We start from the raw sequence: 13,017 nt of genomic DNA, 5'->3' as shown, positions 1-13,017 counted from the left end.
TCCATTATTTTCTTGACAATTAATAACACCATGTTTATAATTAACCGTAAATAAGCGGGAAACAAGAAGGAAAATAATAACATCACAAGAATAATTAAAGAGGAGAAAAAGAATGAAAGTCATTACAGGAATGTTTTATCTGGAATGCAATACCTTCAATCCGGAGCTTGTTACGAAAGAGAAATTTATTGTTTCAACGGGGGATACGGCTTTGACCTACCTCCACGTTTCTGACATTTTTGAAAACGCGGGTTTTGAAATTGTTCCGTCGATTGTGGCCTCCGCGTTGCCGGCCGGGATTCTGAAAGAAACCGATTACTGGTTTTTTGCTGATCAGATACTTGAAACGGTAAAGAAGGAGAAGGATGAGCTTGCAGGTATCTGGCTGCATTTGCATGGCGCATTGGAGGTAGAAAATATCGGATCCGGGGAGCTGATTCTGGCAAAGAATCTAAGAGAGCTTGCAGGTGAACATGTGCCAATTGCAATAACATTGGATGCACATGCTAATAATGCGCCTGATTTAAATCAATACATTGATATTATGAGAGGATACCATACGATACCGCATGAAGATCAGGCTGAGACAGAACGAAAAACAGCGGAAGAATTAGTAGGTTTAATGAAAAATAAAACAAGAACGAGGACTGCTCTGGTGACTCTGCCAATGATTCTGGTGGGAGAGAAGGCGCTGGCCAATCATGAACCGTTGAAGCAGCTGATGGCAGAAGCGGATTATTATGAAACATTGCCGGAAGTAGCTGCTGCATCTATTTATATCGGAAATTCCTGGTGCGATTGCCCAAACACACATTTATCAGTCAGCGTTACGCCCAAAAAACCGGAAAATTACAAATTGGCCCAAAAATTGTGTATTCAGCTTGCGGAAAAGGTTTTTGCCGCGCGTGAAAAGTTTGATTTCGAGATACCGGTTATGTCGCCAAAGACAGCTTTGGAGGAAGCATATCGAAGCCATAAAAGGCCTGTTTTCATATCAGATACAGGAGACAATACAACCGGTGGCGCTGTCGGCGACAGTACAGAAATACTCCGGTTGATTCTGGATATGGGAAACTGCAAAAAACGGGTTCTGATTACCACACTGTATGATCCGGAAGCATATGCGGGCTGCCGGGATAAGCAGGAGGGAGAAGCAGTCAGCGTAAGGATAGGTACAGGAAGGGATATTTTTTCAGAACCGGTATTAGTTGAGGGGACGATTTTATCAAAAGGGGAGATTCTCGGGTATTTGAATTGCGAAACAGATGTCAGCGGCCATTGCGTCACAGTCCGAAATGAATTTGCAGACGTAATGATTTGTAATGTGCCGGCTTCCGCTATTTCTGAAAACCATTTCAAAGCATCCAGGACGCCTTTGGAGGAATATGACATTGTCATATTAAAACAGGGATATCTGTTTGCACAGCTGAGGCCGTTTGCAGGAGATTTTTTCATGGCGATTACAAAAGGGACTTCGTACCATTTTATAGAAGAACTGCAGTATCAGAGGATTCAGCATCCAGTATTTCCCTTTGATTCGGATGCGTTATTTGATGCTAAAATGTACTTGAAGAAAGCAGAGGAAAGCTGACAGACAAAGGAGTGTAAACGATGGAAGCATTGGTGCAGATGAATCATATTACAAAACGGTTTCCAGGTGTTGTGGCTCTCCAGGACATTACGCTTGATATTATGCCGGGGGAGGTCCATGTTTTGCTGGGAGAAAACGGCGCCGGAAAATCGACGCTGATGAAAATTCTAAGCGGTGTTTATCAGCCGGACGAGGGGGAAGTCATAATTGGCGGGAAAACGTATGCAAAACTTACGCCACGTGAAGCAAAGGAAAATGGAATCGCAATTATTTATCAGGAATTAAGTGTGATCAATGAGCTCAGCATAATGGAGAACGTATTTCTCGGAGCTCTTCCAGCCAGGAAAAAGGGCGGTATCGGTGTGGTTAATTATACGCAAATGCGGGAGAAAGCCCGGACGCTTCTGGATAGTGTTGAATTGAAACGCGATCCTGGGGAGACGGTTGCGAATTTAAACATATCAGAAAAGCAGATGGTAGAAATCGCCAAAACGCTGGCGCTGGATGCCAAAGTGATTGTTATGGATGAGCCGACGTCTTCTTTAAGTGAAGTGGAGGCCGGGAGGCTTTTCAAACAGATCAGGCAATTAAAAAAGGAAGGGAAAGGGATTGTTTATATTTCGCATAAGCTGGACGAGATCATGGCAATTGGGGATCGTGTTTCTGTGTTAAAAGACGGACAGTATGTAGGCACCTATCCGGTGAAAGAAAGCACGGTGGACGGTCTTGTCACATTGATGGTGGGCCGCGAACTGAAAAATAAATATCAGGGGGGAAGAACAGCCGGCGAGGCCGGAGAAGTGATTTTTGAAGTGAAAAATTTAACCAGAAAAGACCATACGGTTCAAAACGCATCGTTTTTTCTTCGAAAAGGCGAGGTACTGGGATTTTCCGGATTGATCGGGGCAGGGCGAAGTGAACTCATGTGCGCAATATATGGCATTTCACCGATCAAAGAGGGGGAAATCCTGTTAAATGGCAGGAAGCTTCATATCCGTAATCCGTATGACGCGTTAAAACAGGGAATAGGCCTGGTAAGCGAAAACAGAAGAGAAACAGGTTTTTTTGGGAATTTTACGATAAAACGTAATATTTCAATTGCGAAACAGCTTATGCAAACAAAGATGGGCGGTTTGCTTGGCATGATACATGTGAAAGAAGAACAGGAAATTGCAGAAAAGGCGCAAAAGGAGATGTCTATCAAATGCGCTTCCCTGGAACAGAATATTACGGAACTGTCCGGAGGAAATCAGCAGAAAGTGATTCTTGGGAAATGGCTGAGCGCCGGGGTTAAACTGGTGATTTTTGATGAGCCGACAAAAGGAATCGATGTTGGTACGAAATCCGAGATTTATAAACTGATGCAGGACCTGGCACAAAAAGGAATTGGCGTCATTGTTGTCTCTTCTGAAATGCCGGAACTTTTATCTGTCTGCGACCGTATTATCGTTATGAACAGAGGGCATATAAAGGGTGAATTTTCTATTGAAGAGGCGACAGAGGAAAAACTGATGAAAGCAGCGATAGAGTAAACGCGGGAGGAGACGGGATGAGTAAGTCAGCAGAAAAAGACAGGAATGTGAGAAAGAAAAAAACATTTACGGATTATTGGGAAAAATACAGCACAGTTGCCATTTTGGTTCTTATGGTCGTTGTATTTGGTATCCTGGAACCGCAGGCATTTATGACAGGGTCAAATTTTATTAAGATTATCGAGCAGAGCTCTATTACAATTCTTTTGGCCTGCGGTGAATTTTTTGCAATTCTGCTTGCAGGAATTGATCTGTCTGTCGGATCAATACTTGCGTTATCCGGAGTGGTTACGGCAAAACTTATGGTAGATTTTGGAATGCCTCCGGCATTGGCTGTATTGATCGGGACAATCCTTCTTGGCATTCTGATTGGAGGGGTAAATGGCTTTCTGATTAATGTCACAGGCTTACCGCCATTTATCATCACATTAGGCATGCAGTCAATTCTGCGAGGGCTGACGATGATTGTATCAAATGCACGCGCGGTTTCCGGCGTTCCAATTCAGTTTACCAAGTGCGTGGGGGGAAGAATTTTTGATCTGATACCAATTCCAATCATTATTGTTTTGATTACAGCCGGAATTTTTATATTTTTTACGATGAAAACACAGGCTGGAAGAAATCTATATGCAGTAGGCGGAAATCAGCAGGCGGCATGGTATGCGGGAATTAACGTAAAAAAGCATTTTTTGCTGGCCTTTATGATATCGGGGCTTTGTGCAGGTATGGCAGGTATGGTAAATGTAGCCCGGCTTGCGGCGGCAGAACCAACTGCCGGAACAGGGTATGATACGCATGCAATTGCAGCAGTCATCATAGGAGGAACCAGCTTTTTTGGGGGGCAGGGAATGATACCCAAAGTAGTTGTGGGGGGACTCATCATAGGCGTAATCAATAATGGGCTGAACATGGTGGGACTTTCTTCTTACTATCAGACAATTGCAATGGGAGTGCTGATCATAGCGGCTGTTACATTAGACCGGTTCTTTGGATCAGGAAATAAACGATAGGGAGGATGTATATGGAGACAAGAAGAGCTTTTTTGACAGGAATACGAAAGTTTGAGCTTCAAAAGGCAGAGATTGAGCCCAGACCGGAGCAGGTGTTGATTAAAGTGGCAGTCTGCGGATTATGTCATTATGAACTGAATCACTGGAAGGGGCTGATTGGAACCTTTCCGCAGCCGGTTGGACATGAGGTTGCCGGTGAGGTTGTCGCAACTGGTTCTTTGGTAACGAATCTGAAAGCCGGAGATCGCGTCACGACGCTTTTCGAACCGGATGAACAATGCGGATTTTCGGATTATCTCTGTGTAACAGCGAAACATTGTGTGAAGCTGCCTCCGAATGTGCCAATGGAAGAAGCGGTTTGTGAACCGGTGATGTGCGCACTGAATGTAATACGTCAGGCAAAACCGGAAGCAGGCGATCATGCGGTTTTAGTCGGCTGCGGATGTATGGGATTATGGGCGGCCCAGCTTTTAAAGGGTAATCTTCTTACAACGCTGACTGCCATTGATTTTAATGAAGAACGGCTGGAACTTGCAAAGCAGTATGGGGCGACGCATACGATCAATCCCGGGAAGGAACAGGTTGAAGAGCGGCTGGAGGAGATTACAAACGGGCATTTGGCAGATTTTGTGATTGAAGGAACCGGGATTCCGGCAGTTTTAAACGACTGTCTGCGTTATCTTCGGCCGTCAGGCGGTGGACGCCTTTTAATGATGAGTTCGCATGAACAGATAACAAAGGAACTGGATCTGCGGGAAGGCGTCAGAAAGTCAGCAGTACTTATTGTTGCGCATGGAGGACTTTCATCAGACCAGCATGACGATCTGCGCCGTACCGTTGAATTGCTGGCTGCCGGTAAAGTAAATACGAAAGATATGATTACAAACCGTTTTAAGCTTGAAGAGATACAGAAAGCATTTGAAGCATTAGAGCATCCGCCGGCAGGGTACCTGAAGGGAATTATAGTTCCGGAGTAGGAAAGAAGGGGAGAGAAGGATGGAAAACAGAAAAATAGGAATCATAGGATGCGGGAATATAAGCGCTGTTTATTTGAAAAATCTCCGGGAACAGTTCGAAGGAGTTGAGGTATGCGCAGTCTGTGATACGAACAGGGTACTCGCTGAGCGGGCTGCAGAAACGTATCATATTCCATATGTGTATGATAATGCAGATGAGTTATGCAAAAACCCGGAGATCAGAACCATAGTTGTATTAACGACGCCCGGTACGCATGCAGAACTGTGCAAGAAGGCACTTCTGGCAGGGAAAAACGCATATTGTGAAAAACCGCTTGGTACTGATCTGAAAGCGGCGGCAGAGGTAGTTCAAATTGCACGTGAGAAGGGACTGCATATTGGCTGCGCGCCGGACACATATATGGGAGCGGCAATACAGACCGGACATAAACTGATAAAAGACGGATGGATCGGCTTACCGATCGGAGCAAGATGCAATGTTATTATGTTTGGCCCGGAAACATGGCATCCCAACCCTGCGTTTTTTTATAAAAAAGGAGCCGGGCCTGTGTTGGATTGGGGGCCTTATTACATATCCGCGCTGGCCTATCTGCTCGGACCTGTGAGGCGTGTTTCAAGTGTTGCAAAAAAGACGTATGGAATTCGAAAAATGACATGCAAAGAGCGGTACGGACAGGAAATAGAAGTAGAGGTTCCTACCTATATATCAGGAATTTTGGAACATGAAAGCGGAACAGTATCCACAATTATTATCACATTTGACGCATGCAGCGAAGCAAGCCTTGATATGGAAATTATGGGGACGGATGGAACGCTGGTTATTCCAAATCCTGATACGTTTGGGGCAGGGAAGATGGTGCGGTATAAAAGATTGGAGAGGATACACCATGACCTGGAAAAAAACGAGTGGTTTGAGATTCCTTATCTGTTTGGAAACAGCGATAACAGCCGTGGGCTTGGATTGGTTGATATGTTGAATGCGATAGAGGAAAAGCGGTTACACTGCGCGAATGGAGATTTTGCGTACCATGTTTTAGAGGTAATGCTTGCTTTGGAGCAGCCTGGCGATGGAAGCGCTGTAGAGATTCAAAGCAGATTTTGATAGTTAGCTGTGCAGTGGGCGTTTAGAACTGTGCGGTTGTCTATAGAAACAAAAAAAATAAAAGAAAAGGAGATGCAGGTATGAGAAAAAAAGGAAAGGTATGTGGTATTGGGTTAGGGTTGTGTGTTCTTTTGTCAGGTATGGCGTATGGGAGCATTGTAAATGCGGCGGAGGAAGCGGAATATGCATTTGTAATCAAACCGCTTTCTAATCAGTTTTGGTCCGACATGCAGGACGGTATCCTGGAAGAGGCCGGGAAATTGGGGGTAAAAGTAGATGTATATGGCGCGAATACGGAGGAGGATGTGGAAGGGCAGGTTACCCTTATGGAAAATGTAATTTCCAAAGGGTATAAAGCGATCTGCGTTGCACCGATTACTTCTGAAAACCTTGTGCAGCCGATTGCAGAAGCAACAGAAAAGGGTATTTACGTTGTAAATATTGATGAAAAGGTAAATTTGGAAGCCTTAAAGGGATTAGAAGGGGCGATCTATTCCTTTGTAGCGTCAGATAATGATCAGATTGGACGTCTGGGCGGAGAGTATATTGCGAAGCAGCTTGGCGAGGCTGGCGGCGAGGTGGCGGTTATTGCCGGGAAAGCAGGAAATCCGACAGGTGAAGCACGCTGCAATGGAGCAATTGCCGCCATGGAAGAAGCCGGACTTGAGGTTGTAGACGTGCAGCCGGCTGATTATGACAGAACGAAAGCTTACGATGTCACAACGAATTATATTAGCAAGCATCCGGAATTAAAGGCAATTTACTGCGGCAATGACACAATGGCTCTTGGGGCGGTAGAGGCTGCAAAAAAAGCAGGGCGCGAGGATATTATAATTGTTGGGACGGATGGAAATGAAGATGCGGTAACGTCAATTGAAGCCGGAGAGCTGGCCGCAACGGTTGCCCAGGATCCGGGAGCAGTAGGCGCCCGAGCGTTACAGCTTATGTTGGAAGTGGTAGAAAAGGGCGAAGCAATTGATATTGAGGCAGAACCTGTTTCAGAGGCAATTCCGGCTTATTTGATTGCGAAAGAAGAATAAATATGAGAATTGTATATGGAGCTGTAGCCCAACCGCCGCTACATCGAAATTATGTACCTGTTGAGTTAAATGAAAGAACGATGGAAACGCATTACCAGAAAGTAATGGCTGCAATTCAAAAATCCGGTTTGGATGCGCTGCTTATTTATGCCGACCGTGAGCACGGAGCTAATTTTGCATATCTGACCGGGTATGAGCCGAGATTTGAAGAAAGTCTTCTGGTTCTTCATAAAAATGGAGACAGGTATGTCTTATTAGGAAATGAAAACTTAAAAATGGCACGGCACAGCTTCCTTGAAGCGCGGGTTATACATGTTCCCCACTTCTCACTGCCATATCAGCCCATGCTGCCGGATCATACGATGGAAGAGCTGATGCATGCAGCCGGAATCACAGATAACATGAAAATAGGATGCGCAGGCTGGAAGCTGTTTACCAGCCGGAATGAGAAGAATGAGGAATTGATCGATTTGCCGGCATTTATACTGGATGCAGTACGTGCCTGCAATCCAAACGGAAGGGTTGTAAATGCCTGTTCCATTTTTATAGATCCTCAGAATGGAGTACGTATCACAGTGAATGCGAATGAGCTGGCACACTATGAATTTGGGAGTGGTATGGCATCTGGCCTGGTGCTGGATGCACTGAATTCGGTCGAACCGGGAAAGACGGAGATGGAAATTGCGGAAAAGATGAATGTAAAAGGACAGCCGATTACAGTGACGACGATCTGCGCATCCGGAGACCGGTTTGCAAACGCAGTTGTTTTTCCAAGAAACAGGGAAATTTTGGCCGGAGATCCTTTTTCAATAACTCTGGGATTACGTGGAGGGCTGACATCGAGGGCAGCGTATGTAGCTGCGGGGCAGGAAGATCTCCATGTATCGGAAACAGAGTATATGAAAGAGCTGGTTATTCCATATTTTAAAACAGTGGTCAGCTGGTATGAGATGGTCGGGCTTGGCGTTTCATGCGCAGAAGTTTATGAGATGGTCAGAGAGATGCTGCCTCCTGAACGATATTTATGGACGCTGAATCCGGGGCATTTGACAGGGCAGGAAGAGTGGATGGCCTCTCCTTTTTTTAAAGACTCATGTGTCACGGTAAAAAGCGGTATGATGCTCCAAATGGATATTACCCCGCACCTTAGCGGATATACAGGAATCAGTGCAGAGGATGGAGTTGCGATAGCAGATGAGAATCTGAGGGAAGAACTTCGGAATACTTATCCGGAGACGTGGAAACGGATACAGAATCGGAAAAACTATATGAAAAAGATTCTGGGTATCAATTTAAAAGAAGAAACACTGCCTTTAAGCGATATCTGCGGGTATGTGAGGCCAATGCTGCTGAAAAAAGGCCAGGCGCTGCAGGTGTTGGCGGAAAAGTAAATAAGAAAACGCCCGGGTGTTGCAGGCTGGTGGTTAAACCCTTTTCAGTCCAAAATTGAATTTTGGATTGGAGAGGGTTTTTCTTGTGCCTGAAAAAAACATTGGAAAAATGTAACTATTCAGAGCCAACACTATTCAAAGATGAAATTAGGGTGGCCTGAAATTGCATTTTTGATTGCTTCGTAAGCATTGTATCCCTGCTTATGTGCCGTACCAACGTAGGACATGATTTTCAGATAATCTCTGGCGCCTTCTTCAGTTCGGAAGCAGCCGGATACTTTGGTCTTAACCTTTATCATCCGAAGATCACGCTCTGCCTGGTTGTTATCAAACGGAACCATGAAGTTATGGATAAAAAGGCAGACCGAGGCCTTGTGATTCGCAAGGCGTTCTACCAAGGCAAGGATTTTTCCCTTTTTCTTCCGTCCACGTTTTTTCTCTGTGGTTTCCAGAAGAGGATTTTCTTTCCTTGCCAGTTCGAGGAGTTCATCATACTTCTTATCGAACTTATGATAGTGATAATAGCTCAGAGAGTCCTTGCCTTTCTCTATCGCTTTCTCTTTGACCTTTTTCATTTCCAGTAAAAGGTTTATAAACGCAGATGTCCATTTCTGGTCAGGATGATTTTCATTTATCCCTGTCAGCTCACGGAGTAGATGGGCACAGCAGACTGCATGCCGTATATCCAAGTAGTTCCAGTAGGAAGCCCAGCAGTCATGCATGGCAATCCCTCTGAATTCTGGGAGAACACCGCATTGCTCCATGCCTTCGGTCCCACGTTTGGGACTGATATCAAGATAGGTATATTCACAGTTTGAGGCATCATGAACCCACCAGAGCTTTTTATCCACTCTGGTTCCGGTTTCATCGAAATGTCCAAGTGAGGAACCGATCATCTTATCCTTTATCTTACCGACTGTTTCACTCAGGCTGTCAGCGCATCTTTTTACCATGCTGCTGATCGTTCCTGTTGCAATCGGAATGTTAAATACTCCGGAAAGAATCTCATGAGTGCGTTTGATGCTGACTGCACCCACGGTGTTTAATGCGACAGATAGTGCCTGCAGGTTTTCACCATATTGTACGGTTGCTTTTACATCAGAAGGGAATTCTCCTCTGCGGGTGTCCCCATGCAGCATACAGATTGGAAGTTCCAGTGCCTGATGTTCTGTTACATTGACTGTAACAACCGCATCAATCACATGGCGTTTTTCTGCGATGCATGCGGTGCCTTTACACATCTGATAGTGCGGACATCCTCCGCATGAGGATGGCATATGCCTGACGATTTCGTCCGGAGCTGTTATCACCGCCAGATGTGTTCCCTGGTGTCCGCTCTGCCCGCCAGCTTTTTTCCCGGATGGCTTCCGGAGACTCTTTGGGGCAGGCTTTTTAAAGCCATCGCTGGATGGCGGTTTGGAACTGTTTTTGGAATTCTTGTTAAGCTGTTCCTTCAGTTCCTGTATGGTCTGATTGAGTTGGGCAATCAACTGAGTCTGAGCAGCGATAGTTGTTGATAATGCTTCATTTTGTTGTAATAACTGTTTAATCAGTTCATCGTTTGTCAACCGGACCACCTTCTTCCGATAAAATTTGATACTTCTATTTTAACGGAAAATGAGCCAAAAAGCGAATCATATCGTTTTGGTGTACTGTCAAAATGACGGTGGATAACCAGAAAAAATCAGAGATTAACTGCCGATAACTCTCGGATAAAATTGACAAATAGTCCATTATTAGGCTGTGATCAAGGATTGATGATGCCATAATCCACAGGCCAAAAGCACTTGGCAGTTATATTGAAAAGTTATCCACTTTTCGTGATAAAGTAATGGTAAAACAGAAATTTTATTTTCTCTGTTTTGACCAAAAATCAATATGCACTAAACGGGGTGCTGAATAGTTACGGAAAAATGCTGAAATATGTGTAAAATATTCATAAGAAAAATACATATAAAGAAGAATGAAAATATATAAAATAATTGATTAAATTTTATATAAAAAATATATTGACAAAATACAAAAATTTTATATAATTAAATCAGGAGGACGGGAAATGAGGGTAAGCATAAAAGAGATAAGTGGGAAGACAGGATACTCTTTGGCTACTGTATCGAATGTTTTGAACGGAAAAGCAGGCGTTAATGCGGAGACTGCAAAGCAGATTATGAAGATAGCGAATGAGATGGGATATTTGCAGTCAAAAAAGACAAAAAAGATTCGTCTGGTATTATATAAAAAAAATGGAAAAATTTTAGATGACACACCATTTTTTTCCTGCCTGTTCGAGGGAATTGAGTCAGCCTGTAAAGAAAATGGCATGAAGCTGGAGATCAATACGTTGGATGAGCGCAGTTCCGATTATGAGGCAATGCTGCAGGAGATCAGCCGGGATGCGTCAGCCGGGATTCTTTTGCTGGCAACGGAAATGTCAGAAGAAGACGTCCGGAGATTTGAGGGGATACCGTCGCCGGTTATTATTCTGGACAATCGGTTTGACCAGGCTGCATTTTCTTCAGTTTCTACAGAAAATGAGAAGTCATCTTATCAGATTGTAAAGTATTTATATAAAAACGGACACAGGGAGATAGGATTTATCCAGAGCAAGGTGAAGATCGATAATTTCCTGATCCGGGAAAAGGGATACCGGCAGGCTATGCAGGATCTGGGACTTCCGATTCGGGAAGAATACCGTGTGGAGATCAGTCCGTCCATGGAGGAATCCTACGAAGATATGAAGCAGTATCTGAAAAACGGCGGAAAGGCGGCAGAGGCGTACTTTGTGGTAAACGATATGATCGCATTCGGCGTGATGAAAGCGCTGACAGAGGCAGGATATAGTATTCCGCAGGATATATCGCTGGTGGGTTTTGATGATCTTCCGTACAGCGCGGTCAGTTCGCCGGCGCTGTCTACGGTACATGTATTTAAAGAAGAAATGGGAAAAGTAGGCATCAATATGCTGGCAAATAAGATCACGGCAAATTTGTCGACGGTTCTTTACAGTGAACTTGGCACTGTTTTTGTTCCGAGAGAAAGTGTGAGAAAAAAATAATTTATATAAATTAAGTTGCGCGCCCGAAAAGAGAAAGGAGGAATGCGCTGCGAAGGAAACGCAAAGGGACGCCGGAGTGTTTTTGGGGCAGAGACGAATGCAAAGAATCAGTGGGATGAGGTAGCAGTTCAATAAGTATATATTATTTAATGGAGAGAAGGGATTATTTTATGAAAAAACAGTTGAAAAAAATATTGGCGGGAACCTTATGTGCGGCAATGCTGACAGGAACAGTCTGTCTGGCAGCGGAGGCTGATTATGCAATTATCGTGAGTGATGCGCTTCCGGAGGAAGTAGCGGCAAAGGAAGGACCGAACGGGGAAGTGCCGGAATCCGCAGCCCTGCTTGGACTTACGGAAGAGGAAGTAGCAACGCTGAAAGAGGGCAATTACACGGCTGCGATCTGCTGGCATCAGGGGGGCGATACGTATATCACAAAGCATACCCAGTTTATCACAGAGCTTTTTGCGGAGGTTGGTATTGAAGTGGTGGCTGTGACGGACGCAGGCCTGAGCACAGAACAGCAGGTGGCGGATATTGAGACCGTGATTGCCATGAAGCCGGATATTATCATCGGAGAGCCTGTGGATGCAGTGGGGACACGCGACGCATGGCAGAAGGTGACAGATGCGGGGATTGCGCTTGTGTTTATGGATGCGAGCGGAGAAGGAATGACGGCAGGAACGGACTATGTGGGCTGTGTTTCTTCTGATAACTATGGAAACGGCGTGATTGCAGCAAGGCTTCTTGCAGACGCAATCGGAGGAGAAGGTAAGGTCGGCATGTGCTACCGCAATGTAAATCTTTATCCGGTAGAGCAGAGAAAGATCGGTTTTATGGATACAATGGCAGCAGAGTATCCGGATATTGAAATTGCAGAGGCAACTCCGTGCGAAGCGGCTGTGGACTGTGAAGACGCCATGAATGCAATGCTTTTGAAGCATGCTGACCTGAAGGGCGCATTTGGCTGGTATGATGAGCCGTGCGTTGTTATTTCAGCGGCAGCCCGTACGTCCGGCAAGGATGAATTTGCCGTAACAGGATGCGACCTCGGCGAGGACGTAGCTCTGGCACTGGCACAGAATGATATGGTGGCAGGTATCGCGGCGCAGCGTATCAAGGCGCAGGCGAGAGCGCTGGCTATTCTTGGCTGCTATGGAATCCTGGAGAAAGAAGCTCCGGCATTCGTTGCAGTACCGGGTCTTGCCGTTACGCATGATAACATTGTGGAAGGCTGGGAAGAGTGTTACGGCGAGCAGCCGTCCCAGGCGATCCTCGATGCAATCGGCTAAAAATATGCATGTATAAAAACAGTTTGA

At 45.1% G+C, this 13,017-nt stretch carries 10 protein-coding genes; 9 read left to right on the top strand and 1 reads right to left on the bottom strand.

Annotation, left to right across the window (positions count from 1 at the left end):
• Nucleotides 1–112 precede the first annotated feature (112 nt).
• The 7 genes from AC6I2O_RS13270 to AC6I2O_RS13240 all read left to right on the top strand — a co-directional run bounded on the left by AC6I2O_RS13270 (nt 113) and on the right by AC6I2O_RS13240 (nt 8,643).
• Entirely contained in the window at nt 113–1,591 is a 1,479-nt protein-coding gene (locus AC6I2O_RS13270; protein ID WP_120391935.1) for a M81 family metallopeptidase, read from the top strand.
• Nucleotides 1,592–1,611: 20 nt separating this feature from the next.
• Nucleotides 1,612–3,123: a sugar ABC transporter ATP-binding protein gene (locus AC6I2O_RS13265; RefSeq protein WP_120391934.1), complete on the top strand. Its 1,512-nt coding sequence runs from the start codon at nt 1,612–1,614 to the stop codon at nt 3,121–3,123.
• Nucleotides 3,124–3,140: 17 nt separating this feature from the next.
• Nucleotides 3,141–4,133 (top strand): D-allose ABC transporter permease, encoded by a 993-nt coding sequence (alsC, locus tag AC6I2O_RS13260; RefSeq protein WP_120391933.1) that lies wholly within the window; start codon nt 3,141–3,143, stop codon nt 4,131–4,133.
• An 11-nt stretch (nt 4,134–4,144) separates the two neighbouring features.
• Entirely contained in the window at nt 4,145–5,110 is a 966-nt protein-coding gene (locus AC6I2O_RS13255) for a zinc-dependent alcohol dehydrogenase (RefSeq protein ID WP_497742892.1), read from the top strand.
• Between the two features lie 19 nt (nt 5,111–5,129).
• On the top strand, nt 5,130–6,212 hold the full coding sequence (locus AC6I2O_RS13250) for a Gfo/Idh/MocA family protein (RefSeq protein WP_120391931.1): 1,083 nt from the start codon (nt 5,130–5,132) through the stop codon (nt 6,210–6,212).
• A gap of 80 nt (nt 6,213–6,292) precedes the next feature.
• The gene (gene alsB, locus AC6I2O_RS13245; protein WP_497742891.1) at nt 6,293–7,252 is read left to right on the top strand and encodes a D-allose transporter substrate-binding protein; all 960 of its coding nucleotides are present in this window, start codon (nt 6,293–6,295) and stop codon (nt 7,250–7,252) included.
• Between the two features lie 2 nt (nt 7,253–7,254).
• Nucleotides 7,255–8,643 (top strand): M24 family metallopeptidase, encoded by a 1,389-nt coding sequence (locus AC6I2O_RS13240; RefSeq protein WP_120391929.1) that lies wholly within the window; start codon nt 7,255–7,257, stop codon nt 8,641–8,643.
• Nucleotides 8,644–8,774: 131 nt separating this feature from the next.
• Here AC6I2O_RS13240 and tnpC read toward each other — a convergent pair whose 3' ends face one another.
• Nucleotides 8,775–10,211, bottom strand: a complete 1,437-nt coding sequence (gene tnpC, locus AC6I2O_RS13235) for an IS66 family transposase (RefSeq protein ID WP_497741574.1) — start codon at nt 10,209–10,211, stop codon at nt 8,775–8,777.
• A 488-nt stretch (nt 10,212–10,699) separates the two neighbouring features.
• On the opposite strand from tnpC, the gene AC6I2O_RS13230 reads away from it, so the two are divergent.
• A complete protein-coding gene (locus AC6I2O_RS13230; RefSeq protein ID WP_497742889.1) occupies nt 10,700–11,698 on the top strand; it encodes a LacI family DNA-binding transcriptional regulator in 999 nt (332 codons plus the stop codon).
• Nucleotides 11,699–11,868: 170 nt separating this feature from the next.
• Nucleotides 11,869–12,990: a substrate-binding domain-containing protein gene (locus AC6I2O_RS13225; RefSeq protein WP_497742888.1), complete on the top strand. Its 1,122-nt coding sequence runs from the start codon at nt 11,869–11,871 to the stop codon at nt 12,988–12,990.
• The last annotated feature ends 27 nt before the right edge of the window (nt 12,991–13,017 follow it).

This window comes from Blautia sp. St.27G3, from assembly GCF_059728505.1.
This window is presented reverse-complemented; position numbering and strand designations above follow the sequence as displayed.